Consider the following 25,726-nt stretch of genomic DNA (forward strand, 5'->3'; position numbering starts at 1 on the left):
GCCCCGGGCTGTGCGATCTCGATTAAGGATGGTGAACCGCCGATGGATTTCAAAGACTACTACAAGATTCTGGGTGTCGAGCCGAGCGCCGATGACAAGGAAATCAAGGCCGCCTATCGCAAGCTCGCACGCAAATACCACCCGGATGTCAGCAAGGAAAAAGACGCCGAAGCCAAGTTCAAGGACGCGTCCGAAGCCTATGAAGCGCTTAAAAGCGCGGATAAGCGCGCGGAATACGACGAACTGCGCAAATACGGCCAACATGGCCAGCCATTCCAGGGGCCACCGGGCTGGCAGAGCCGTGGCGGCTTTGGTGGCGGCCAGGACGCGGGCGACTTCTCGGACTTCTTCAGTTCGATCTTCGGCTCGCGGGGCGATGCCTTCGGAGGCGGCCAGCGTCGTCCTGCCGGGCGTAAAGGCCAGGACGTGGAGATGCAGTTGTCGGTGTTCCTCGAGGAGACGCTGTCGACCGAGTCCAAGCAGATCAGCTTCCAGGTGCCGCAATACGACGCCTCGGGCCGGCATGTCAGCAACACCACCAAGAGCCTGAACGTGAAGATCCCTGCCGGCGTGACCGACGGCGAGCGCATCCGCCTCAAGGGCCAGGGCGCACCGGGCATCGGCGGCGGGCCGAATGGCGATCTGTACCTGATCATCAAGTTTGCGCCGCACCCCAAGTTCGAGGTGGATGGCGAGAACCTGATCATCAACCTGCCCCTGGCGCCATGGGAATTGGCGTTGGGCACGGAAGTGACGGTGCCGACCCTGACCGGCAAGATCAACCTCAAGGTGCCAGCCGGCAGCCAGAACGGCCAGCGCATGCGCGCCAAGGGCCATGGCTTGCTGAACAAGGCCGGGGAGCGGGGTTATCTGTTCGTGCAACTCAAGGTCGTGATGCCCAAGCAGGCCGATGACGAGACCATCGCGCTGTGGCAGGAGTTGGCCAGGAAAGCCGCGTTCAACCCTCGCGAGCACTTCTGATCCGACGGGCGTGGGGGCCGTCCGGCCTATGATGAAAGTATCTATGTAGGCTTTCATCGTGTGGGCGTTCGATAGGCTGAGGGCTTTGTAATCAGCCAAGGATGAGCCCCCTATGCCAGACCCACTTACGCCCGTTTTCACCTCAGAGGAGCGCTTCCCCAGCGATTTTCGAGGTGTTCATTACGACTTTCTGAAAAGCCGGATTCCCCACTGGTTCATGCACGCCAGTGCAGCGCGCCAGGCAGAACTTGCCCGTCAAGAACTCCATCTGCCCAGTTGGTACCTGAAGGCAAACCCCTCATCCAGGTCGAGCCTTTCCGCCAGCCACAGTCGTTTGCGCACGACCCTCAATACCGTTGAGACCAAGCTGGGGCGTATCGAGGATGTCCAAGCGTTCGCCCGCCCGCTCCTGACCCAGGCGCTCAAGCAGCAGTTCAACTTGGACCTGGATGTCACGCGGGTGTACTTCGCGCGCAAATACGCCTTCAAGGGGCGCGATGACGTCGGTGGGTTCCTGGTGTTCGAGCCCTCCACACCCCCATCGGTGAACGTCCGCTATCGAGGTATCTCGCTGCTGGAGGCCGCCCTGGCCAACTTTGAGCCGGATGAAGAAAAACCTTCGCCCTGCAACGATTGCCAAATCATCACGACCTGGAGTGTGTATGACGGCGACGTGCTGGCCACATTCGACGCCGTCAACAGCCAGGCGCTGCCCATTGCTCCCCACGAATTTGCAAAACTGTGTCGCACCTTGAACCTGGGCGCGCTGTATCAGGCACACATCACCTCCATCGTCGGGCCTGTAGGCTCAACCGGGCGTACGGCGCTGGGGCGACACTTGCAAGAGCACCTGCGCGAGCAATGGTTGATGAGCATCAGGGTTGCCCGTTTGCAGTCCGCAGCACAGCCAGGCACTGGTATCGGCGAGACCGTTCGCCCGATGCTGTTGCAACTGGCGCGCGACGGCATGGGGATCACCTTGGATGCAAGGCCGGTGACGTGCGCGGCCCTGAAAGTGCTGGATAGTGTGCTGGTGGGCCCGCTGGTGATCGGCCCTGCGCGCGGGGCCAGCGACCGTGTCGAGCGCGTGGTGGTGTACATCCCGGATGATCCACTGCAACCCCTCAAGGAATATGCTTCCAGTGCCGAGTTCATGGTCGATCTCAGGACGCGGCTGCATAGCATTGCCTATCGGCGGTTTTTCAGTCGGTTTGTCCCGCTGCAGGAACAGGGCGCTCTCTTCAAACGGTTCAACGCGTTGTATCAACCGACTGGCATCGATGCGCAGGCCGATTACCCGCTGCGTGCGCGGCTCGCGAGGCTGCCGCTGGAGACCGTCGCGATCACCGGCGCAGTGTGGCCGCACCTGAGCCAGGCCTACCTGAATAAAATCTTCGCCGATGCTCGACATATCGCGGTCCCCACGGGCGATGAGGATCGCAAGGCAAGGCTGAACCGGTTGGATAACTACCTGAGTGCGGTGACCAACGTGTTCAACCTCGCGGCATTTATCGTGCCGGGGTTGGGGCCGATCATGCTGGTGTTGGGGGCTGCGCAAATGATGTCTGACGTGTTCGAAGGGATCGAAGCCTACGAACAAGGCCAGATCCGCGAAATGTGGGCGCACCTTGCGTCGGTGGCGCTCAACAGTGCATTCATCGCCACCGGCGCCACGGTTATTCCCAAGGTGCAGTGGGTGAGCCAGGTGGAACGGATGAAGCTGGTCAGTGTGGCCCCGGACAGGCAGCAATTATGGAGCCCAGACCTTGAGGCCTACGAGCGCACCGATCGAACGCCACTGGCACGGGCCGATGAGAACGGGTTGGCACGGCACGACGGGCACACCTCGTTGACCATCGGTGAGGCCTGCTACAGCATCGTCGAAGACCTTTCTACCGGCCACCATCGCATCCTTCACCCGACCCGTCCCGATGCCTACCAGCCCCACGTCCGGCATAACGGCCAGGGCGCCTGGCTGCACGAGGCGGATCGGCCGCTGACCTGGACCGGCGCGCCCTTGATGCGTCGCCTGGGGCCGCTGATGCAAGGGTTCAGCGACAGTGAACTGGCGCAGATTCGCCGCGTCAGTGGTATTGAGGAAGATCAACTGCGTCGGGTGCATGCCGAAAGCGAACCGACCCCGGCGGTGTTGCTCGAAACCGCCCGGCAGTTTCGCGCCTATGGTGATGCGATGAAAGTCAGCGAGCAGATTGGTCGGGGGCAATTGACTGGTGAACTGTCGAGTTTTGCCGCCGTATTGATGACCGAATTGCCCGGCTGGCCGCAAGGCAAAGTCATCGAAGTCTACGAAGGCTCTTCTGGTGCCGTTGTCCGTTACGGCAGCGAGGTGACGCCCGGTGCTGACGTGTTACGCATCCGGCGCAGTGAGTTGATGCAGGGCCAATTGTCGGTGCGTGTGGTTGAGAACCTTGGCGTGGATCAACTCAAGGCACTGCTCGGTCAGAACCTTTCCGATAAAGCGGTGCTTGTCCGGCAACTGAACGAACGCTTGCAGGCCCATGGCAACAAACATCTTGCCCGATTGTTTCGCAGTGTCCACGCTGATCGTCAGCCGCCCGATAACCCTGCGATACGGCTGATTCAACGAGATTTCAAGCACCTGCCCACTCAAGTGGTGCAAGAACTGTTGGTCGACGCTTCTGCCGCTGAACGTGCGTTTATCGCGAGCAAAGAGCGCATCCCGCTGCGCCTGGCCCAGGCCGCGCGTGCGCTGCAGGCGCGTATGCGCCTGCTGTTTGCATACGAAGGTCTTTACCTGGAAGGCCTGGCCAACGCGGATACCGAGACACTGGTACTCAATACCCTGCCGAAACTGCCGGGTTGGCAAGACGATATACGGCTTGAGGTGCGCGACGATTCATTCGATGGCCCACTGCGCGCGAGCTTCGGTTCCGAAACGGCCAGCCATTGCAAAGTCCTGGCTCGCACCGGGGACGGTCGCTACCAGGCCTTCGATAAAGAAGGCAACCAATTGCATGGGGTCAACGGCCTGTACGGCTCGTTGCAGCATGCCCTCACCGATTCCCATCGCACTGCGATCGGCCTGCCCCACGTCGGCCAGGGCGAGCAACTCAAAGAACTGATTGCCGAAAATGCCTTGCCGCGCGCGCAACTGCGCGAAGTCCTCGGCATGCAGCCGGAAAAAAAGCCGTTCTTTCGGCCTCTGACAACGTGGGTGGATGGTCGACGGGGCTATCCACTGAGTGGCCGTGGGGGAAATATTTGGGATGAGGGTGTTCGAGAACGCATCCTGTCGCTTTACCCGGATTTCACTGAAGAGGAAGTGGTTGCCCTGCGAATCGAAAATGGTTGGTTTGACGTGCAGTGGCTCAGGACCCTGGAGCAAGAGCACAAGGACTTTGAGTCGGCAATGGCTGGGTGGCTGGCGACGAGCTTGGAAAGCGTTGAGCCGTACAGTCTTGAGCGTGACCGAGTCAGGACAGTCACGCGCATCGTTTATGAGGGATTGCGCAACGCGTTGAAAAGAACCGGTCCGCGTCATTACGACGATAACTTTCAATACGTAGGGCAAGAGATTAAATGGGTCGGGCTGACGCTGAAGGAGTATCTGCCGACACTGCCGGACTTGCGGGCCAATTTTGACCATGTCACCCGGCTCGTGCTGAGGTCCTCCGGCGTGACCGATGACGGTGCCCGTCGTTTGCTCGTCAACTTTCGTGGCTTGCGCAGCCTTGAGCTGCAGGGGGGCGAATTGACTGCGCTGCCCCGGGCAATCCGCAATATGCCTCATCTGCATAGCCTGATCCTGAGAGATAATTTAATTGCCCTCAATCCCATGGAGGTGCAAATGCTGAGCAAGGCCACTCGGCTGGAAGAGCTGTCGCTGGGCGATAACCCGTTGACGCAGGCACCGGATGTCAGCGCTATGACGCGCCTGCGTGGCCTTTGGTTGAGCAATACCGGACTTGAGACTTGGCCGGCTGGGGTGTTTCGCCTGCCGCGCCCGCGGGAATTCAGGCTGGACCTGACGGCTAACCCGATCAACCGAATCCCGGTGTTCGCGCCCGGCTCCGACAACGCCTTGATCGTGGCGCGTACCTATCTCAGCCGTGAGCATCTGGAGCCGCAATTGCTGGCGCAGTTCAAACAGTACATCGAGGCCGCTGGTAACGACCCGGAACGTCGGTTCCCTGTTCGGGGGGACTATGAGCGTACTTTGTGGGATACCGGGGTGCCGGAGGACGAATTGCCCTCCAGGCAAGCATTGTGGGACTTCCTTGAGCAGTCATTTGGCTCTGAAGGTTTTTTCGATGAGTTGAGTGCCCTCCGGTACTCGGGGGATGCCACGGTCGATGCCGGGCGGTTACTGCCCGAGTTGACTGCCAAGGTCTGGCGAATGCTGGAAGCCATGGGCGAGGACGCCGAGTTGCGTGAGCAGTTGTTCCTGATGGCGAGAAATCCTAGCGCCTGTGTGGACGCGGGCGCACAGCTGTTCAATGCCATGGGTGTCGAAGTGCTACTGCGCGCCGCGTATTTCAGCGAGGATGCCAGTGTGGTGCGCAGGAGTGTGTTCAATCTGGCCAGGGGCAAGTGGCGACTGGATGAGCTGGGCCGGATCGCCCATGACCGCGTCGAGCAGCTCAAGGACCAAGGGGTGGCGTACCCGCAGTACAACGATGAAGGCGCCCGGATTATTCAGTACAACGCCGAGGGTGAGCAGATTGCCCCCATTGATGAGGTTGAAATCTACCTGTCCTACACGGCGCCTCTGGCCACCCGGCTGGACCTGCCTTGGCAAGCCAAAAGCATGGCGTATAAAGAGGAATATGTCACACCGGAGATGGTCGAGGCGGCGTTCACACGGGTGAAAGCGCTGGAGGAGGGGGAGCTGCTGCAGGGTAATCTGATCGGGCAACCTATGTGGGTCGACTATCTGCACCGCGCCCATGCGCAGGCATTCTCTGCGATAAAAAATCAATTCGAAGCGCTGATTGATTTGGAAACCGCACTGGCAACGTGGCTCGGCACCGATGCTTTGTCCACGCAGGAGCGCGAGACCCTGCGCGCCACCATCCAGCGTACTTCGGCAGTGCTGGGGCGCACAGGGCCAGCAAGCCAGCCCGGGTATGTGATGACCCAAGAGGAATACGACAGGGTATTTGCCCGTATCGATGCTGATTACCAGCGCCTGCTCAGCCGCCTCACCGAGCAGGCGATCAGCGCCCTGTCGCCCGAGAGCTAAAACAGGAAATATCGCTGCGCCATCGGCAACACATCCGCAGGCTCGCACCACAGCAGCACGCCGTCGGCCTTGACCTGATAAGTCTGTGGGTCGACGTCGATGTCTGGCAGGTAGTCATTGTGGATCAGGTCGGTTTTCTGCACGTTTCGGCAACCCTTGACCACCGCGATCTGCTTCTTCAGGCCCAAGGCTTGCGGCAGACCCTCAGCCAGCGCCGCCTGGCTGATAAACGTCAGGCTGGTGGCGTGCAGCGAGCTGCCAAAACTGGCGAACATCGGGCGGTAGTGCACCGGTTGCGGCGTCGGGATCGAGGCGTTGGCGTCGCCCATCAGGCTTGAGGCGATTGCGCCGCCCTTGAGGATCAGGGTCGGCTTGATGCCGAAGAACGCCGGGCGCCAGAGCACCAGGTCAGCCCATTTGCCGACTTCGATGGAGCCGACGATATGGCTGATGCCATGGGTGATCGCCGGGTTGATGGTGTACTTGGCGATATAGCGCTTGGCGCGGAAGTTATCGTTGCCCGGACCGTCGCCGGGCAGGGCGCCGCGCTGTTTTTTCATCTTGTCGGCGGTCTGCCAGGTGCGCGTGATGACCTCGCCGACACGGCCCATGGCCTGGCTGTCGGAGCTGATCATCGAAAAGGCGCCGAGGTCGTGCAGGATGTCTTCGGCGGCGATGGTTTCGCGGCGGATGCGGCTTTCGGCGAAGGCCACGTCTTCGGCAATGCTCGGGTCCAGGTGATGGCAGACCATCAACATGTCCAGGTGTTCGTCGATGGTATTGCGCGTGAACGGCCGCGTCGGGTTGGTGGAACTGGGCAGCACGTTGGCAAAGCCGCAGGCCTTGATGATGTCCGGCGCATGGCCGCCACCGGCACCTTCGGTGTGATAGGTGTGGATGGTGCGGCCCTTCAGCGCGGCCAGGGTGGTTTCGACGAAGCCCGACTCGTTGAGGGTGTCGCTGTGGATCGCCACTTGCACGTCGTACTGGTCGGCGACGCTCAGGCAGTTGTCGATGCTGGCGGGCGTGGTGCCCCAGTCTTCATGCAGCTTCAAGCCGATGGCGCCGGCCTTGACCTGTTCGATCAGCGGCTCCGGCAGGCTGGCGTTGCCCTTGCCCGTCAAGCCGATGTTCATCGGGAACGAGTCGCTGGCCTGCAGCATGCGCGCCAGGTGCCACGGACCCGAAGTGCAGGTGGTGGCGTTGGTGCCGGTGGCCGGGCCGGTGCCGCCGCCGATCATGGTGGTGACGCCGCTGGTCAGCGCTTCTTCGATCTGCTGCGGGCAGATGAAATGCACATGGGAGTCGATGCCGCCGGCAGTGAGGATCATGCCTTCGCCAGCAATCACTTCGGTGCTGGCGCCGATGGCCATGGTCACACCGGGTTGGATATCCGGGTTGCCGGCCTTGCCGATGGCATGGATGCGGCCATTCTTGAGGCCCACATCGGCCTTGACGATGCCCCAGTGGTCGATGATCAGCGCGTTGGTGATCAGGGTATCGACGACCTCGTGGGCGAGCAGTTGGCTCTGGCCCTGGCCATCGCGGATCACTTTGCCGCCGCCGAATTTCACTTCTTCGCCGTAGACGGTGAAGTCCTGCTCCACTTCGACGAACAGCTCGGTGTCGGCCAGGCGGACCTTGTCGCCGACGGTGGGGCCGTACATGTCGGCGTAGGCTTGTCTGGAAATCTTCATGTGATTGCCTTGGGAATTAAGTGAATGTGGGATCGCGCGCTCGCTTTCGCCGGCTTGCCGGCGATGGGGCCTAGAGGTCGCCCATGATCCGCCCGGCAAAACCAAATACCCGGCGTCCGCCGCTCAAATCGACCAGTTCGATTTCACGGCTTTGCCCAGGCTCGAACCGCACCGCCGTGCCCGCTGGAATATTCAGGCGCATGCCGCGACTCAATGCGCGGTCGAAGGTCAGTGCGTCGTTGGTCTCGAAAAAGTGGTAATGCGAACCCACCTGGATCGGGCGGTCGCCGCTGTTGGCCACGCTCAGGGTGACGGTGCGGCGGCCGACATTGAGCTCGATCTCGCCAGGCTGGATCTGATATTCGCCAGGAATCATGCAGGTTGCCCCAAGGTCTTGAAGTAGATGGCGGTCGGGGTGTAGCGCCCGTCCGGGCTTTGGCAGTAGTCGGGTAGTTCGCCGATCTTGGTGTAGCGCAGGGACTGGTAGAAGGCCTCGGCGCCCGAGCCGGCTTCGGTGTCCAGGTACAACAGGCCGCGCTTGTGCTGGCGCGCGGCGAGTTCCAGGGTGTTCATCAACTGTTGGCCCAGGCCATGGCGTCGCGCGCTGCTGTGCACCAGCAGTTTTTGTACCTCGGCGCGGTTCAGGCCGTTGGCTTTCAAACACAGCGCCAATTGCACGCTGGCGATCACCTGTTCGTCGCGCACCACCACCCATAGCAGCAGGCTGGTGTCTTCGATGCTGGCGCGCACGCCTTGCAAATAGTCGCGGGCTTGGGCTTCATCGAAGTCGGCCATGAAACCCACCGACGCGCCGTGCTTGACCGCGTCGAGCAACAGCTCCACCAAGCCCTGGTGGTAGTGGGCAAAACTCTCAGCATTGACTCGACGCAGTTGGGTCGCGCTCATCGATCTCACTCCTTGGGCGGTTGCGCGCCCGGGTTCAATGTCAGTTGCATAAAGGTCAGGTCCAGCCAGCGGCCGAACTTGATGCCCACCTGGGGCATCTGCCCGGTGGTGATGAAGCCCAGGCGTTCATGCAGGCGGATTGAGGCCTGGTTGCCGCTTTCGATGGCGGCGACCATCACGTGTTTGCCACAGGCGCGCGCGCGTTCGATCAGGGCTTGCATCAGCAGGGGGCCAAGGCCTTTGCCACGCTGGTCGTTGCGCACATACACCGAGTGTTCGACGCTGTAGCGAAAGCCTTCGAAGGGACGCCAGTCACCGAACGAGGCGTAGCCGATCACTTCATCATTTTCCACCGCGACCAGGATCGGATAGGCCTGGGCCTGGCGCGAACTGAACCAGGCCTGGCGGTTGCCGAGGTCCACCGGTTGTTCGTTCCAGATCGCCGTGGTGTTGAGCACCGCGTCGTTGTAGATATCGCGAATCGCTGGCAGGTCGGCGTGCACGGCGTCACGCAGGGAGATGGACATGCTCGGTCCCTCAGGCAATCGGTTGGTGGACGGTGACCAGCTTGGTGCCGTCCGGGAACGTGGCTTCCACCTGGATATCCGGGATCATTTCCGGGATGCCTTCCATCACTTGCTCACGGCTCAGCAGGGTGGTGCCGTAGTGCATGAGGTCGGCCACGGCGCGGCCATCGCGGGCGCCTTCCATCAGGGCGGCGGAAATATAGGCGATGGTTTCCGGGTAGTTGAGCTTCACCCCGCGCGCCAGGCGGCGCTCGGCCACCAGGCCGGCGGTAAAGATCAGCAGCTTGTCTTTTTCCCGTGGGGTCAGATCCATGGTTCAAGGTCCTTCAAAACGTCATTCATAAAAACACCGTAGATCCCTGTAGACGCTGGCTTGCCAGCGATGGCGGACTATCAGGCGAAACCTTCGTGACTGAGCCACCGCGATCGCCGGCAAGCCGGCTCCTGCAGTGCGAATCTTCATGTGCTCCAGATTCTTGGTGGAACGGCTTCACGGCCCAGCACCGCCGGGCGTAACAGTTTCCATAAATCAATCAACCAGCCCCGCGCCAACAGCGCTTCACTGGCCAGGCAGCGGGCGACAAGCAAACCGGGCAGTTGGGTCAGGTCGCCGCGCACGGCGTGGGGCAGGGCGCGGCACTGTTCGAGTAATTGCGGTTCGATCTCGGCGGTCAGCAACAGCGTGGCGAACACCGGTTGGCCGTCGAGGCCGATGGGCGAGTCGAGCAAACCGTCGGCGCCCACAATGCGCTGGCGCTCATGCCAGAGCAACTGGCCGTCGCGGCGGATATCCAGGTGCGATTGGAAGTGGCCGAGGTCGAAACGCTCGCCACTGGCCGGGCGACCGAGGGCAATGACGTCCCAGTAAAACAGCCGCGCATCGCCGTGCAGTTGGATGCGCGTGGTGAGCTCGGCCTGGGCGGCGCTGAACACGATGGTTTCCTGGGGCAGCCACTCCAGGGTCGCGCCGGCTTCCACGGTCAAGTCCAGTTGCTGAAACGCCGGGCCGCTGGCGCGGTACCACTTGGCCGCACCGGGGCTGGTCAATTGGGCCCAGGCGCCTGTGCCGACATGCGCGCTGATGTCCAGGCGATCACCACCGGCAATTCCGCCGGGCGGGTGCACGATGATGTGCTGGCACACCTCGGGGCCTTCGGCATACAGGTGCTTCTGCACTCGCAGCGGGCCGAGGTGGCGGCGCATTACCGGGCGCGTGGTGTCGCCGAAACGTGCGTAGCCGAGTTCCAGCTCGGCGTGCCAGCTGGGGGTGAACAGGGCGGGGGAGACGGGCAGGTTCATGGTTGAGTGCTTATCATCAGGACGCTACAGATTAGATGGTAACCAGGCCGCGTACACCTTCACGCTCCATATTTTCGCCACGGCCCTGCTGGACGATTTCACCCCGCGACATCACCAGGTACTGGTCGGCCAGCTCGGCGGCAAAGTCGTAGAACTGCTCCACCAGCAGGATGGCCATGTCGCCGCGTGCGGCAAGTTTCTTGATCACTGCGCCGATCTCCTTGATCACCGACGGCTGGATGCCTTCGGTGGGTTCATCGAGGATCAGCAGGCGCGGACGGCTGGCCAGGGCGCGGCCAATCGCCAACTGTTGCTGCTGGCCGCCGGACAGGTCACCGCCGCGCCGGTGCTTCATTTGCAGCAACACCGGGAACAGTTCGTAGATAAAGGCCGGCACTTCCTTGGCCTCGGCACCGGGAAACCGCGACAAGCCCATCAGCAGGTTTTCTTCCACCGTCAGCCGCCCGAAAATCTCCCGACCCTGCGGCACGTAGGCGATCCCGGCGTGCACGCGCTGGTGCGGCTTGAACCCGGTGATGGGTTTGCCTTCCCAATTCACCGCGCCTTCCTTGGCCGGCAGCAGGCCCATCAGGCATTTGAGCAAGGTGGTCTTGCCCACGCCGTTACGGCCGAGCAGGCAGGTGACCTCGCCGATCTTCACCTCAAAGGAGAGACCGCGCAGGATGTGGCTACCGCCGTAATACTGATGCAGCTTGTCGACGTGCAGCATGTTCAAAACTCCTCAAATCGTGCAGGTGCCTGGCATGCAGGAGCCTGGTGGCAAGTGCCTGGCGTGCAGTACCTGGTGCGCAAGTGCCTGGCGCTCAGGTACCTGGCTTCTGTGGTGAGCAGGCTTGCCCTGCGTTGGGCTGCGCAGCAGCCCTAAAACCAGACAACGCGGTGTGCCTGGCGTAACGCGGCGCTCTTATTGGGGCCGCTTCGCAGCCCAACGCAGGGCAAGCCTGCTCACCACAAAGGTGGTGGTGTGCATACCGCCGTAGTACGGGTGCAGCTTGTCGACGTGCAGCATGTTCAAAAACTCCTCAAATCGTGCAGGTGCCTGGCATGCAGGAGCCTGGTGGCAAGTGCCTGGCGTGCAGTACCTGGTGCACAAGTGCCTGGCGCTCAGGTACCTGGCTTCTGTGGTGAGCAGGCTTGCCCTGCGTTGGGCTGCGCAGCAGCCCCAAACCCAGACAACGCGGTGTGCCTGGCGAAACGCGGCGCTCTTACTGGGGCCGCTGCGCAGCCCAACGCAGGGCAAACCTTCTCACCACAACAGCTTGTCTGCCGCCGATTTTTCAGCGGCCCAGGTACACCTCGATCACCCGTTCATTTTCCTGCACTTGTTCCAGCGATCCTTCCGCCAGCACGCTGCCCTGGTGCAACACGGTCACGTGGTCGGCAATCGAACCGACGAAGCCCATGTCGTGCTCCACCACCATCAACGAGTGCTTGCCCGCCAGGCGTTTGAACAGTTCGGCGGTGAATTCAGTTTCGGCGTCGGTCATACCCGCCACTGGTTCGTCGAGCAGCAACAGCTGCGGGTCCTGCATCAGCAGCATGCCGATTTCCAGGAACTGCTTTTGCCCGTGGGACAGCAATCCCGCCGGGCGATCCAGTGACGCGGTCAGGCGGATAGTGTCGAGCACTTCATCGATACGGTCTTTCTGCTCGCCACTCAGGCGCGCGCGCAGGCTGGCCCATACCGACTTGTCGGTCTTCTGCGCCAGCTCGAGATTTTCAAACACGCTGAGGGCTTCGAACACCGTCGGTTTCTGGAACTTGCGGCCAATGCCGGCCTGGGCGATCTGCACTTCGCTCATGCTGGTCAGGTCCAGGGTCTCGCCGAACCAGGCCTTGCCATGACTGGGACGGGTCTTGCCGGTGATCACGTCCATCAGCGTGGTCTTGCCGGCGCCGTTGGGGCCGATGATGCAGCGCAATTCACCGACGCCGATGTACAGGTTCAAGGCGTTGAGGGCCTTGAAACCGTCGAAGCTGACGCTGATGTCTTCCAGGGTCAGGATCGTGCCGTGGCGGGTGTTCAGGCCGGTGCCGGCGGCCTGGCCAAGGCCGATGGCATCGCGGCCGCTGCCCGCATCGAGAATAGGTTCGAGCATGACGTTCCTCATTTTTTCAGCAGCCCGATCACGCCCTTGGGCAGGTACAGGGTGACGATGATGAACAGCGCGCCGAGGAAGAACAGCCAGTATTCCGGGAAGGCCACGGTGAACCAGCTCTTCATGCCATTGACCACGCCGGCGCCGAGCAACGGCCCGATCAGCGTGCCGCGCCCGCCCAGGGCCACCCACACGGCGGCTTCGATGGAGTTGGTCGGCGACATTTCGCTGGGGTTGATGATGCCCACTTGCGGCACATACAACGCCCCGGCCAGACCGCACAACACCGCGCTCAGCACCCATACGAACAGCTTGAAGCCGCGCGGGTCGTAGCCGCAGAACATCAGGCGGTTCTCGGCGTCACGCAGGGCGGTCAGTACCCGGCCGAACTTGCTGCGCGCCAGCCGCCAGCCGATGAACAGGCTCGCCACCAGCAGCAGGACCGTGGCCACGAACAACACCGCGCGCGTGCCCGGTTCGGTGATGCCGAAACCGAGAATGCTGCGAAAATTGGTGAAGCCGTTGTTGCCGCCAAAGCCCGTCTCGTTGCGAAAGAACAACAGCATCCCGGCGAAGGTCAGGGCCTGGGTCATGATCGAGAAATACACACCCTTGATCCGCGAGCGGAAGGCGAAGAAACCGAACACCAGCGCCAGCACGCCCGGCGCCAGCACCACCAGGCACAGGGCCCACAGGAAGTGCTCGGTGCCAACCCAATACCAGGGCAGTTCGGTCCACGACAGGAAGGTCATGAACGCCGGCAACTCATCGCCGCTGGCCTGGCGCATCAGGTACATGCCCATCGCATAACCGCCGAGGGCGAAGAACAGGCCGTGGCCGAGCGACAGCATTCCCGCGTAGCCCCACACCAGGTCCAGCGCGAGCGCGACGATGGCGTAGCAGAGGATCTTGCCGACCAGTGTCAGGGTGTAGGCGGACACATGCAGCGCACTGTCCGGCGGCAACAACGACAGCAGCGGCAGCGCGAGCAGTACCACAAGGATCAACGCGCCCACTGCAATCGTGACGGTGGGGCCGGCCTTTTGCGTGGCCGTGAGCATCAATGGCTGGTTCATCAGTCGATCACCCGTCCTTTCAGTGCGAAGAGTCCCTGCGGGCGTTTCTGGATAAACAGAATGATCAGCGCGAGGATCAGGATCTTGCCGAGCACGGCACCGATCTGCGGTTCGAGAATCTTGTTGGCGATCCCCAGGCCGAAGGCCGCCATCACGCTACCGGCCAACTGGCCGACACCTCCGAGCACCACCACCAGGAACGAGTCGATGATGTAGCTCTGGCCCAAGTCGGGGCCGACGTTGCCGATCTGGCTCAGCGCCACGCCGCCCAGGCCGGCGATGCCTGAGCCGAGGCCAAACGCGAGCATGTCCACGCGCCCGGTGGGCACGCCACAGCAGGCAGCCATGTTGCGGTTCTGGGTGACGGCGCGCACGTTGAGGCCCAGGCGCGTCTTGTTCAGCAGCAGCCAGGTCAGCACCACCACAAACAGCGCGAAGGCGATGATCACGATGCGGTTGTACGGCAGCACCAGGTTGGGCAGCACCTGGATCCCGCCGGACAGCCACGCGGGATTGGAGACTTCGACGTTCTGCGCGCCAAACACCAGGCGCACCAACTGGATCAGCATCAAGCTGATGCCCCAAGTGGCGAGCAGGGTTTCCAGCGGCCGGCCGTACAGATGGCGAATCACCGTACGCTCCAGCGCCATGCCGATCGCGGCGGTGACGAAGAACGCCACCGGCAAGGCGATCAACGGGTAGAACTCGATGGCCGCGGGCACGTAGCGCTGCATCAGTAACTGCACCACATAGGTCGAGTAGGCGCCGAGCATGAGCATCTCGCCGTGGGCCATGTTGATCACACCGAGCAGGCCGAACGTGATCGCCAGGCCCAGGGCCGCGAGGAGCAGGATCGACCCCAGGGACATGCCGCTGAAGGCCTGGCCGAGGATCTCGCCGAGCATCAGTTTGCGTTTGACCTGGGCCAGGCTGGTTTCGGCTGCGGTGTGCACGGCGGCGTCGGTTTCCACGCCCGGCGCCAGCAATGCTTCGAGGCGGGTGCGCGCCAGCGGATCGCCGGTGCTGCCCAGCAGACGCACCGCAGCGAGGCGCACCAGCGGGTCGGTGTCGACCAGTTGCAGGTTCGCCAGCGCCAGGCTGAGGGCGGTGTGCACGTCCTCGTTGGTCTCGGCGGCGACTTGCTGGTCGAGGAATTTGAGCTGCGCAGGCACAGCGGTTTTTTGCAGGGTTTGTGCTGCGGCCAGGCGCACCTTAGGGTCGGCGGCGAGGAGTTGCTGGCTGGCCTGCACGTTGTCGATCAAACCGCGCAGGCGGTTGTTCAGGCGTACGGTCCTGGTTTCACCGTTGACCGTGAGTTGGCCTTGTTGCAGGGCGTCGACCAGTTCGATGCGGGCTGGATTTGGCTGGGCAGCCCAGTCCTGCAGCAGCTTGGCTTGCTGGGTCGGGTTGGCGGCCAGGAAGTCTTCGGCATCGCCTGCGTGTGCGGCCAGCGGCAGCAACAGCAGGGCGGCGAGGATGAAGCGGTAAAGGGCAGTGGGCATACCAAAATGTCCTGATCATGCGCGGACAGTGTGGGAGCGGGCTTGCTCGCGAATGCGCCGTGTCAGTCGACGCATCCGGAGCTGATCCAGCGCTTTCGCGAGCAAGCCCGCTCCCACATTCAGACCGAGTCGGGCTTAGTTGCTCTTGACGGCGTAATCCGGCTTTTTGTCATTGCCAGGAATGTACGGGCTCCACGGTTGCGCGCGGATCGGCTCCTGGGTCTGCCAGACCACCGAGAACTGCCCGTCCGCCTGGATCTCGCCGATCATCACTGGCTTGTGCAGGTGGTGATTGGTCTTGTCCATGGTCAGGGTGAAGCCCGACGGCGCGGCGAAGGTCTGGCCGGCCAGCGCTTCACGCACTTTGTCGACATCGGTGGACTTGGCTTTCTCGACGGCCTGCGCCCACATATGGATGCCCACGTAGGTGGCTTCCATCGGGTCGTTGGTCACGGCTTTGTCCGCGCCCGGCAGGTTTTGTTTCTTGGCGTAGGCCTTCCAGTCGGCGACGAATTTGGTGTTCACCGGGTTCTCCACCGACTGGAAGTAGTTCCAGGCCGCGAGGTTGCCCACCAGCGGCTTGGTGTCGATGCCGCGCAGCTCTTCTTCACCCACCGAGAACGCCACCACCGGTACGTCGGTGGCCTTCAGGCCCTGGTTGGCCAGCTCTTTGTAGAACGGCACGTTGGAGTCGCCATTCACGGTGGAGATCACTGCCGTCTTGCCGCCGGCGGAGAACTTCTTGATGTTGGCGACGATGGTCTGGTAGTCGGCGTGGCCGAACGGGGTGTAGACCTCTTCGATGTCTTTGTCCGCTACACCTTTGGAATGCAGGAACGAGCGCAGGATCTTGTTGGTGGTGCGTGGGTACACGTAGTCGGTGCCGAGCAGGAAGAAACGCTTGGCGCTGCCGCCTTCTTCGCTCATCAGGTATTCCACCGCCGGGATCGCTTGCTGGTTCGGCGCTGCACCGGTGTAGAACACGTTGGGCGACATCTCCTCACCCTCATATTGCACCGGGTAGAACAGCAGGCCATTGAGCTCTTCGAACACCGGCAACACCGATTTGCGCGACACCGAGGTCCAGCAGCCGAACACCACGGCGACCTTGTCCTGGGTCAGCAGCTGGCGGCCTTTCTCGGCGAACAGCGGCCAGTTGGAAGCCGGGTCGACGACCACCGGTTCAAGCATCTTGCCGTTCACCCCGCCCTTGGCGTTGATCTCGTCAATGGTCATCAGCGCCATGTCCTTGAGCGACGTTTCGGAGATGGCCATGGTCCCGGACAGCGAATGCAGGATGCCGACCTTGATGGTCTCGGCGGCCTGCACGGTCCAGGTCAGGCCCATGGCGGCAATGGATGCCGACAGGGTGAAAGCCTTGATCAAGCTGCGACGCTTCATGGTGCGATCTCCGTAAACGTTGGATTTTTTCTGAGGGCCAGATATGAACGTTAAAACGGTACTAGCAAAGGCTGTGCCCGATGACGCACCGCCCGGTTTTGCGGGGGCATACCTGCAGCTGGAGGGTTGTGCGCACCAAAAACGAGCGACCAGGCGGTGGCGGTGCAGGTGATGCGCCTAAAGAGTGCCGGGAGGCAAAGGCGCCTTGATAACCAAGCGGCGCCCCTCGCGATGAGTTGCAGGCCGCTGTCGCGACAGGGCTGCGTCTTGAGCCCTAGCGCTTGCGCATCAGGCCTATAAAGAACAGCCCGCCGATCGCCGCCGTGGCAATGCCGATCGGCAGGTCTTGTGGGGCGATCAGCGTGCGCGCGGCCACATCCACCCACACCAGGAACAAGCTGCCCAGCAAGGCGCAAACCGGCAGCAACCGGCGATGCTCGGCGCCTACCAGGCGCCGGGCGATGTGCGGCACCATCAGCCCGACAAAACCGATGGAGCCGCTCACCGACACCAGCACGCCGGTCATCAATGAGGCGATCAGGAATACCCGCAGACGCACGTTGCGGGCGTTCAGGCCAAGGGTCACGGCGGTCTGTTCGCCGGCCATCAGCGCATTCAGCGGCCGCGCCACGCCCACCAGCAGCATCAGCCCCAGCACCACCACGGCGGCAGGCACCATCAGCAGTTCCCAACGCGCCAGGCCGAGGCCGCCGAGCATCCAGAACATCACCGCCGACGCGGCGCGATGGTCGCCCATGAACAGCAGCAGGTTGGCCGTCGCCATCATCACGAACGACACCGCCACACCGCACAGCAACAGGCGATCACTCTCCAGCCGGCCATTGCGACTGGCCACGGCCAGCACCACCAGCATGCTCACCAACGCACCGATAAATGCGGCGATGGGCAAGGTCAGCAGGCCGATGATTTCGCCGACATGCAGCACCACGATCACCGCGCCGAGCGTAGCGCCGGAGGTGACGCCCAGCAGGTGCGGATCCGCCAGTGGGTTGCGGGTGACGGCCTGCAATACCGCGCCGATCAACGCCAGGCCGGCGCCCACCAGCGCCCCGAGCAACATGCGCGGCACTCGGATCAGCCAGACGATGTGCTCCTGCCCGACCGGCCAGTTGACCTCGCCGAGTCCGAAGGCCTTGTACAACAAGACGCGCCACACCACGTCCACCGGCACCCGCGCCGGGCCGAAACCCAGGGAGAGCACGCAGGACACCAGCAACACCGCCCCGAGGGCGGCGAGCAGCAAGGCGTAGCGACGAGTGATCATTCGCCGTGGAACCCCTTGGCCAGGGTTTCGACGGCCAGCACGTTATCGATACCGGGCGTGGCTTGCACGTAAGGGATCACGATAAAACGCTGGTTCTTGATCGCATCCACCGCCTGCAGTGCCGGGTTATTGAGCAGGAAGGCCTGCTTCTGGTCGGCGCTGACTTCGCTGTAGTCGACGATCACGATGACCTGCGGGTTGCGCTCGACCACGGTCTCCCAGTTGATGCGCGTCCAGCTGGCGTCGACGTCGTCGAGGATATTGCGCCCGCCGGCAGCCTCGATCAGTGCCTGGGGCATGCCCAGGCGGCCGGAGGTCATGGCGCGGTCTTCGCCGCTGTCATAGAGGAACACGCGGGGTGTGTCGGCGGGCAGGTCCTTGCGCACCTCGGCGACCTGCGCCTGCATCTGGGCGATCAGGGCGTTGGCGCGGTCCTGCACGTCGAAGATCCTGCCCAGGTTGCGCAGGTCATTGTAAGTGTCGTCCAGGGTCGCGGCCGGGCGCTTCATGACAAAAGCGCACGACTCGGTCAGCTCATACACGTTGATGCCCAAGGGTTGCAGGGTTTGCGGCGTGAGGTCGCCGCCCACGCGCATGCCGTAGTCCCAGCCGGCGAAGAAAAAATCCACATTGGCGTTGAGCAGGGTTTCCACCGAGGGATACTTGCTAGCCAGCTCCGGCAGGCCATCGAGGGTCTGGGCCATTTGCGCGCTGACCGACTTCCACCCCGTCACGCCGCTGTAGCCGGCCATGCGTGGCTTGAGGCCCAGGGCGAGCATCATCTGGGTCATGTTGATATCGTGGCTTACCGCATGCTGCGGCGCTTCCTGGAAGGTCACGTCGCGGTTGCAACTCTTGATGGTCACCGGGTAATGTGTCGCTTCGGCGAACGCTTGAGCCGTACCGAGCAGCAGGGCGAGAGACAGCAGGGAGCGCAGGATCATGGTTGAGTTATCCAGGTGATTCGGGGGTAGCCGGACAAGGGATGGGTGTCGATCAGCGCCTCGACGCCGAACACGTCGTGCAGCAACTCGGCGGTGAGTACTTGATGGGGCGTGCCACTGGCGACGATGCGTCCGTGGTCGATCACATAGAGGCGGTCGCAAAAGGCGGCGGCCAGGTTCAGGTCGTGGATGCTGGCCAGGGTGCCGATGTTCAGGCGTTTGACCAGCCTTAAAAGCTCAAGCTGGTAGCGCGGGTCGAGGTGGTTGGTCGGCTCGTCGAGGATCAACAGTTGCGGTTGCTGGGCCAATGCACGGGCCAGGATGACGCGCTGTTTTTCACCGCCCGACAGCGTGCCGAACGCGTGGTCGTCAAAGCCCTGCATGCCCACCGACGCCAGCGCCTGTTGCACCAGTTGCTGGTCCTGCGGCGTGTCGCTGTCAAACAAACCCTTATGGGGTGTGCGGCCCATGGCGACCACTTCATCCACGCGCAGGCCGAAGGCATCCGGAAATTCCTGCAGCACCACGGCAATACGTTGCGCGCACCACTTGGCGCTTTGCTTCCACACGTTCCGATGGTCGAGCCGCACTTCACCCTGTTCCGGTTGGGTGAACCGGTAGGCGCAGCGCAACAGGCTGGTCTTGCCGCTGCCGTTGGGCCCGATCAGCCCGACAAATTCCCCCGCACCGACCTGCAGGCTGGCGTCACGCAGTTGGAACCGGTGATGGCAGCGGTCGTGACCCGGTGGGGTCCAGCCAAGCTGGGCGAGGGTGAGTGAAGTCATCGTTACTCTCTGGATCAACACAATTGAACGGTGGGGGCTGGCTTGCCGGCTATAGCAGTTTGTCTGGTCCAGATGCACTGCCTGAACCGCCGCCATCACAGGCAAGCCAGCTCCCACATGGGGTTCCGCTAAAAGGTGTAGTCCGCCGTGACGAAGAACGAGCGCGGTTCACCGAGGATCCACTGTTGGCCGTCGTTGTACTGGCTGACGGCGTAGGTGCGGTCGAACAGGTTGTTCAACTGCAGGCCCAGGGTGGTGTTGCGCAGTGCTTTCCACGAGACGGTGGCGTCGACCACGGTGTAGCTCGGCAACTCGTTCTGGTTGGCCATGTCGGCATACCGCGCATCGACATAACGCACACCGGCGCCGGCGCGGATATCGTCGGTCACGGCCTTGCTCAGCCACAGGTTGGCGGTGCGGCGCGGTACGTCCACCGGGCGGTTGCCGTCGCGCGATACCTGTACGCCGTCGACGTCCTGCTTGAAGTCGTCGTACTGCGCCCGCACGAAGGCGGCATTGGCTTGCAGTTGCCAGGCGTTCGGCAGTTGCAGGTCGAGGCTGGCTTCCAGGCCATTGGACGATTGCTGGCCGACTTGCTGCTGTTGGTCCGGGTCGCCCGGCACGTCGGTGAGCAGTTTCTTCTTGACGATATGGTAGGCGGCCAGCGTCCATTCACCGCGTTGGTCCCAGAAGGTTTGCTTGATGCCGATCTCGCTTTGCTTGGCCGTCGACAGGTCGAACTGCTGCTGGCTCTTGCTCAGGGAAATCAAGCCGCCGACGCCGTCGGTGCTGGTGGCGTACTGGCCGTAGACCGACGTGTCCGGGGTGATCGCATACACCAGGCCGGCCTTCCAATTGTTGCCGGTGAGGGTCTTGTCGTTCTGGCTGCCGTCGCGCAAATCATCGCGATCAATGTGCGCGTAGTCACGGCGGATGCCGGTGACCAGCGACAGTTGATCGGTGAGTTGCAGGCGGTTTTCAGCGAAGCCGGCGACGGTCTTGGTGGTAGTGGCGAACACCGGTTTGAACGGGGAGTTACTGGCGAACTGTCCAGGCGCCGGGTGGTTCACGTCGATAGGTTGGCCACCGTTGAAGGTGTCTTTAAACGGGGTGTTGCTGGCCAGGCGGAAGCGGATGCGGTTGTACTCCACGCCGGTCACGGTCTGGCTGTCGAGGCCGAACAGGGTGTGCTTGAAGGTGAAGGTCTGGCGATCACCGACCTGTTCCTGGTTGTGCTTGATGCCGAAGTTGCCGCTGCGGGTGAGTTGGCCGTCGGTGAAGTTGTAGTTCTCGGCGTTCTGCCAGCGACGCTGGTTCTTCAGGTAGTACAGCTCGTTGGTGGCGCTGACATGGTCGTTGATCTGCCACTCGCTGGTCAGGCGCGTCCACTGGTCGTTGTAGTGCTGGATGTCGTTGCTGACGTTGTAGTTCTTGTCGCGCAGGCCCTTGTGCAATTGGCCGTTGATCAGCGGGGTGCCGAAGTAGTTTTGCGGGCGCTGGTCGCCGTAGTCGCTGGCCAGGGTAAAGCTCAGGTTGTCTGCCGCCTGCCAGCGCAGCGCGCCGCTGACGAAGTCGCTGCTGGAGTCGCCACGGTCGATGAAACCGTTGCTGCGCAGGCGATTGAGGTTCAAGCGATAGCTCAGGGTATCGGTCAGCGAGCCGCCGCTGTCCAGGGCTTCCTGCTGGCGGTCGTAGGAGCCGTAGCCGAGGCGGATATGGTTTTCGATCTCGCCGCTGAAGGGCTTTTTCGGCACGGTGTTGACCACCGCACCGGTGGCACCTTCGCCGTACAGCACTGATGCCGGGCCGCGCAAAACGTCCACGCGCTCCACCGACCAGGTGTCCACCGGGAAGGTCGAGGTCCCCATGCCCATGTACATACGGTTGCCGTCATACAGCTGCATCACCGAACCCTGGCCGGTAAAGCCACGGGCCGAGAGCGACGTGCCGCCGTCACCCGGCGAGCCGGTGCGGCTGATGCCGGTGGCGCGGGAAATCGCGTCCTGCACGCTGGCGTCGCCGCGTTCGCGGATCTGCGTGCCGGTCTGGCTCTCGACGCTGCCCGGGGTTTGCAGGGCCGTGAGGTTCAGGCGCGAGCCGGCGGTGGTCGGCGTGTTCAGGTCGACGCGTTCGTCATCCACCGCAGGCGCGGTGACGGAGCTGGCGGGCAGGGTCAGGGCCTGGGCGCTGGTGTGCAGGGCGAGCAGGCACAGGCCGGACGCAAGGTACTTGTTCATCAGACGGAAAATCGCTTCTTCGAGGCGGTGCTCGCCGTAGGGGACGGCGAGCCGGGGTATGCAGCAAGTGTTATAAGTTAACACTTACTGCGTCGTGGGCGAAAGCCCGCGTAAGACTACATAACGCCTCTAAGTGGGGCATCTCGTCTATTTCATGCCGAACCTGAGGCGGATTCATGTGGGGCGAACAGCCGCGACAGCACCAGGCGATCCAGCACCCACACGACGATCAACGACGCGCCCACCAACGGGAAAACAATCGCCAGCCCGAGCATGATGACCATCGCGGTTTTCCACTTCGGCAGGTCATGGCGCAACGGCGGAACCCCCAGGCCGCCTGCAGGCCTGCGCTTCCACCAGATCACCACGCCGCTCACGGCGCTGAGCAGGATCATCAGGCAGATCAGCAGGACCACCAATTGGTTGATCCAGCCGAACATCTTGCCTTCGTGCAGCATCACCCCGGTTTCGGTGGCCCGCGCCACGCCGTTGTAGTGGTCCCAGCGCACATCGGCCAGGACCTTGCCGGTGTACTGGTCCACATGCAGGGTGGCGTCGTTGCGCGGGTCGTTGGCGAATACCGCGACGGTGAACACACCCTCGGCGGTGGTAGGAAAAGTAATGCTGTAGCCGGGCTCGACCTGGCGCGCGTTGGCGAGGTCAACCACCTGTTGCAGGCGCAGGGTCGGCGCGGCAGGGCCTGAGTGCTGGCCGGAGTGATTCATGTGTTCGGCATGGTCGCCGGACATCGGCATCGGCGTGTTTTCCATGGCCCAGGGCACGGTCTGCTGGCTGGCGGTGTTGAGCACCCGCGCCTGCTGGTCGGACTGCGGCACGTTGTTCCACATGGCTGCCGGGAACGTGTTCCACAGGTCGGCGTATTGCTTGCCCCAGAAGCCGGTCCAGGTCATGCCGCTGAGCAGCATCACCAGCAAAAACGCCGCGCCCCAGAAGCCTGCGACCGCATGCAGATCACGCCAGAATACGCGGCCGCGGCTATTGAAACGCGGCCACAGCACCCCGGCCGATGACTTGCCGCGCGGCCACCACAGGTACAGGCCCGACACCACCAGCATCACGCCCCAGCCGGCAGCGAGTTCCACCAGGCGATCACCGACGGTGCCGATCATCAACTCGCCATGCAGCGCGCGGGCGATGGCCTGCAGGTTGTTTTTTGCATCTTGTTCGCCGAGCACGGTGCCGCGATAGGGATCGACGAACACCGTGACTTCACGCCCACCGTCGTGCATCACGAATTGTGCGCTGCTGGTGGCGTCGGCCGGGGGCAGGTACTTGCTGATCTTGCCCTGGGGGAAAGCGGCCTGGGCGCGTTGCAGTTGCTCGTCTGCGCTCAACGCGTGCTCGGCGCTCTGGACCTTGAGCAGGTCGCCGTACATCAGCGGGTCGAGCTGGGGTTTGAACAGGTAGATGATGCCGGTCAGCGCCAGCAACACCATGAAGGGGGCGACAAACAGGCCGGCGTAGAAATGCCAGCGCCAGGCCAGGTTGTAGAAGGATATCTTTTGAGTGGTCATCAGGTGCTCCGCACAGGCTCGTTATTTATTGGGTGTAAACGCAGGACCTGCAGGCGCCGGCAAACCGGCGCCTGCAGGGTGTGCGTCAGAAGCTCATGTCCACCTTGGTCCAGAGCGTGCGCCCCGGTTCCTTGATGGCTTGCGGGTCGTTGGCGGGGTAGCCGAAGCCGGCGTTACCCGCCAGGTTCAGATGCTCGGCGTAGGCCTTGCCAAACAGGTTGTCGACGCCGGTACTGACCTTGAAGTTTTTATTGATGCGGTACGCGGCGTTCAGCGAGAACACGCCGAAACCTGCGCTCTTGTCGAAGTCCTTGCCGACCACATTGCCCTTGTTCCGGTCGATGCGGTTCTGCGCCGCAACCACGCGCCACAGGGCACCGGCGCTCCAGTCATCCTCGCTGTAAGTGAGGCCCAGGCGCGCATCCAGGGGCGGCATTTGCGGCAGGGCCTTGCCGTCGCTGCTGTTCTTGCCCCAGGCGTAGGCCAGGGTCGCGTCGGCCTTCCACTGGCGAGTCAGCTTGTAGGCCGCGCCGAGTTCACCGCCCATGATTCGCGCATCCACATTGCGTGCCTGGGAGGTGGTGCCCATCATTCCTGGCTGGTAGTCGAACAAGATGAAATCGCGGACCTGGCCGATGTATCCCGAGGCCCAGGCTTCGAGGTCGGCGGTTTTGTATTGGGCGCCGACGTCGAGCTGGGTGGTCTTCTCCGGCTTTATGCTGTCGAAGGCGTTGACTGAACCGGCCGGGCCGTTGTCCGGGGAAAACAGTTCCCAGTAATCGGCAAAGCGCTCGGCATGGCCCAGGCCTGCGTAGACGGTGGTCGGGCTGTCTGCCAGGTCGTGTTCAAAGCGCACGAAACCTGACGGCAAGGTGTCGGCGCGGGATTTGTCGGCGGTCGGGTTGGGGCTGGGCATCATGCCCGCATCGAGGGTTTGCCGGAAATCCTTGGCTGAGGCGCGATCCAGGCGCGCCCCGGTGATCAGGCGGTCGCGGTCGGCGGCGTACCAGGTCAGTTCGCCGAATGCGCCGTAGTTGTGGAAGTTGGCGTCCTTGACCTTGGGCAAATCCTTGTAGGTATCGATACCCATGCTGCTGCGCTGGCGATGCTCGTTGGTCTGCGCATCCAGGCCGCCGATCAGTTGCACATCGGCCCAGCGCCAGGTGGCCTTGACCCGCGCACCGAGGGTGCGGCGGTCGACGTTGGCGGCCATGGGCCCGGCCATCATCCCGGTGCCCGAGGGCACGCGCAGGCTGTAGTTGTCCATCACATGGTCGGCATAGTTGTAGTAGACCTGGGCCTCGACCTTGTCCAGCACGGCGCCGATGTTGGACTTCTCGAAGCGCAGCCCCAGGCTTTCGCGCAGGAATTGCGAACCGTCCATGCCGCGTCCGGCGTAGCGCGCTTCGCCATCGCCGCGGCCGGCGGTGAGTTCCAGCAGGGTGTCGGCGTCCGGGGTGAAGCCGACCGCGACGTCGCCATTCCACTTGTCGTAGCGCGAGGCGACGGTGTCGTGATTGCCGTCCTTGTAGTCGTCGGCATGCGCCTGGTTGCCGATCACCCGCACATAGCCGAGGGGCCCGCCGGCCGCCGCATCAATGACCTTGTCGAAGCGCCCGTTGGAGCCGGCCAGCACACTCGCGTTGAGGCGTGTACCGAGTGCGCCGAACTGCTCCGGCTCGCGCTCGAACAACACGGTGCCGGCCGATGCGCCGGGGCCCCACAGCACGGTTTGCGGGCCCTTGATCACGGTGAGCTTGTCGTAGGTTTCCGGCGAAATGTAGGAGGTCGGCGCATCCATCCGACCCGGGCAGGCGCCGAGCATCATGCTGCCGTTGGTGAGGATATTCAGGCGCGAGCCGAACATGCCGCGCAGCACCGGGTCGCCATTGGTGCCGCCGTTGCGCACCAGGGCGAAGCCGGGGATGGTCTTGAGGTAGTCGCCGCCGTCGCTGGCGGGCACCGGCTGGCGCGGGTCCTTGGGGTTGGTGACCACGGTCAGCGGCGAGCTGGGGGCAATCGCGGTGATCACGGTGGGGCTCAGTTCATGCTCGTCGGCCTGGGCCTGTGGCGCCAGGAGTGCGCCGCATAAAACGGCGAGCACAGGGGTACATCCCATACGGGTGTCAGCAGAAAACCTGGACATGACAAATTCCATCAATCAATCGTAAACAACACGGCCAGCAGCCTGCGGCTGTCTGTCTAAA

The 25,726-nt window shown here is 62.9% G+C and carries 19 protein-coding genes; 2 read left to right on the plus strand and 17 right to left on the minus strand.

The window, feature by feature from the left end; genetic code table 11:
* Positions 1 to 42 precede the first annotated feature (42 nt).
* Together NTD80_RS08525 and NTD80_RS08530 are read left to right on the plus strand one after the other, a co-directional pair.
* The gene (locus NTD80_RS08525; RefSeq protein ID WP_262133127.1) at positions 43 to 981 is read left to right on the plus strand and encodes a DnaJ C-terminal domain-containing protein; all 939 of its coding nucleotides are present in this window, start codon (positions 43 to 45) and stop codon (positions 979 to 981) included.
* A gap of 334 nt (positions 982 to 1,315) precedes the next feature.
* Positions 1,316 to 6,205, plus strand: coding sequence for an NEL-type E3 ubiquitin ligase domain-containing protein (locus NTD80_RS08530; protein WP_262133129.1), 4,890 nt, complete (start codon positions 1,316 to 1,318; stop codon positions 6,203 to 6,205).
* Here NTD80_RS08530 and ureC read toward each other — a convergent pair.
* The 17 genes from ureC to NTD80_RS08615 all read right to left on the minus strand — a co-directional run bounded on the left by ureC (position 6,202) and on the right by NTD80_RS08615 (position 25,665).
* A complete protein-coding gene (gene ureC / locus NTD80_RS08535) occupies positions 6,202 to 7,902 on the minus strand; it encodes an urease subunit alpha (protein WP_262133131.1) in 1,701 nt (566 codons plus the stop codon). The genes NTD80_RS08530 and ureC overlap by 4 nt on opposite strands.
* 70 nt (positions 7,903 to 7,972) lie before the next feature.
* Entirely contained in the window at positions 7,973 to 8,278 is a 306-nt protein-coding gene (locus tag NTD80_RS08540) for an urease subunit beta (protein WP_065900216.1), read from the minus strand.
* Positions 8,275 to 8,808 (minus strand): GNAT family N-acetyltransferase, encoded by a 534-nt coding sequence (locus NTD80_RS08545; protein ID WP_262133133.1) that lies wholly within the window; start codon positions 8,806 to 8,808, stop codon positions 8,275 to 8,277. Before NTD80_RS08545 ends, NTD80_RS08540 begins: the two co-directional genes overlap by 4 nt.
* A gap of 5 nt (positions 8,809 to 8,813) precedes the next feature.
* The gene (locus NTD80_RS08550; RefSeq protein WP_065900222.1) at positions 8,814 to 9,335 is read right to left on the minus strand and encodes a GNAT family N-acetyltransferase; all 522 of its coding nucleotides are present in this window, start codon (positions 9,333 to 9,335) and stop codon (positions 8,814 to 8,816) included.
* 10 nt (positions 9,336 to 9,345) lie between these two features.
* Positions 9,346 to 9,648: an urease subunit gamma gene (ureA, locus tag NTD80_RS08555; RefSeq protein ID WP_262133135.1), complete on the minus strand. Its 303-nt coding sequence runs from the start codon at positions 9,646 to 9,648 to the stop codon at positions 9,346 to 9,348.
* Positions 9,649 to 9,794: 146 nt separating this feature from the next.
* Positions 9,795 to 10,634, minus strand: coding sequence for an urease accessory protein UreD (locus NTD80_RS08560; RefSeq protein WP_262133137.1), 840 nt, complete (start codon positions 10,632 to 10,634; stop codon positions 9,795 to 9,797).
* A gap of 31 nt (positions 10,635 to 10,665) precedes the next feature.
* Positions 10,666 to 11,364 carry an urea ABC transporter ATP-binding subunit UrtE gene (gene urtE, locus NTD80_RS08565; RefSeq protein WP_262133139.1) on the minus strand — a complete coding sequence of 233 codons (699 nt, stop codon included), beginning with the start codon at positions 11,362 to 11,364 and terminating at the stop codon, positions 10,666 to 10,668.
* Between the two features lie 568 nt (positions 11,365 to 11,932).
* Positions 11,933 to 12,766 carry an urea ABC transporter ATP-binding protein UrtD gene (gene urtD, locus NTD80_RS08570; protein ID WP_162946058.1) on the minus strand — a complete coding sequence of 278 codons (834 nt, stop codon included), beginning with the start codon at positions 12,764 to 12,766 and terminating at the stop codon, positions 11,933 to 11,935.
* A complete protein-coding gene (urtC, locus tag NTD80_RS08575; protein ID WP_065900235.1) occupies positions 12,763 to 13,830 on the minus strand; it encodes an urea ABC transporter permease subunit UrtC in 1,068 nt (355 codons plus the stop codon). The genes urtD and urtC overlap by 4 nt, the downstream gene beginning before the upstream one ends.
* A complete protein-coding gene (gene urtB, locus NTD80_RS08580) occupies positions 13,830 to 15,332 on the minus strand; it encodes an urea ABC transporter permease subunit UrtB (RefSeq protein WP_065900236.1) in 1,503 nt (500 codons plus the stop codon). The genes urtC and urtB overlap by 1 nt, the downstream gene beginning before the upstream one ends.
* 135 nt (positions 15,333 to 15,467) lie before the next feature.
* A complete protein-coding gene (gene urtA / locus NTD80_RS08585; RefSeq protein ID WP_262133143.1) occupies positions 15,468 to 16,733 on the minus strand; it encodes an urea ABC transporter substrate-binding protein in 1,266 nt (421 codons plus the stop codon).
* Between the two features lie 274 nt (positions 16,734 to 17,007).
* Positions 17,008 to 18,018 (minus strand): FecCD family ABC transporter permease, encoded by a 1,011-nt coding sequence (locus NTD80_RS08590; protein WP_262133144.1) that lies wholly within the window; start codon positions 18,016 to 18,018, stop codon positions 17,008 to 17,010.
* Entirely contained in the window at positions 18,015 to 18,962 is a 948-nt protein-coding gene (locus tag NTD80_RS08595; RefSeq protein ID WP_213550426.1) for an ABC transporter substrate-binding protein, read from the minus strand. The genes NTD80_RS08590 and NTD80_RS08595 overlap by 4 nt, the downstream gene beginning before the upstream one ends.
* The gene (locus NTD80_RS08600) at positions 18,959 to 19,747 is read right to left on the minus strand and encodes an ABC transporter ATP-binding protein (RefSeq protein WP_262133145.1); all 789 of its coding nucleotides are present in this window, start codon (positions 19,745 to 19,747) and stop codon (positions 18,959 to 18,961) included. The genes NTD80_RS08595 and NTD80_RS08600 overlap by 4 nt, the downstream gene beginning before the upstream one ends.
* A 128-nt stretch (positions 19,748 to 19,875) precedes the next feature.
* Positions 19,876 to 21,984, minus strand: a complete 2,109-nt coding sequence (locus tag NTD80_RS08605; protein ID WP_262133146.1) for a TonB-dependent receptor — start codon at positions 21,982 to 21,984, stop codon at positions 19,876 to 19,878.
* 152 nt (positions 21,985 to 22,136) lie between these two features.
* Positions 22,137 to 23,519, minus strand: coding sequence for a PepSY-associated TM helix domain-containing protein (locus NTD80_RS08610; RefSeq protein WP_262133147.1), 1,383 nt, complete (start codon positions 23,517 to 23,519; stop codon positions 22,137 to 22,139).
* A gap of 85 nt (positions 23,520 to 23,604) precedes the next feature.
* Positions 23,605 to 25,665 (minus strand): TonB-dependent copper receptor, encoded by a 2,061-nt coding sequence (locus NTD80_RS08615; protein WP_065900248.1) that lies wholly within the window; start codon positions 25,663 to 25,665, stop codon positions 23,605 to 23,607.
* Between the last annotated feature and the right edge of the window lie 61 nt (positions 25,666 to 25,726).

The sequence above is a fragment of the Pseudomonas sp. 13B_2.1_Bac1 genome, assembly GCF_025466155.1.
GTDB lineage: Bacteria > Pseudomonadota > Gammaproteobacteria > Pseudomonadales > Pseudomonadaceae > Aquipseudomonas > Aquipseudomonas aylmerensis.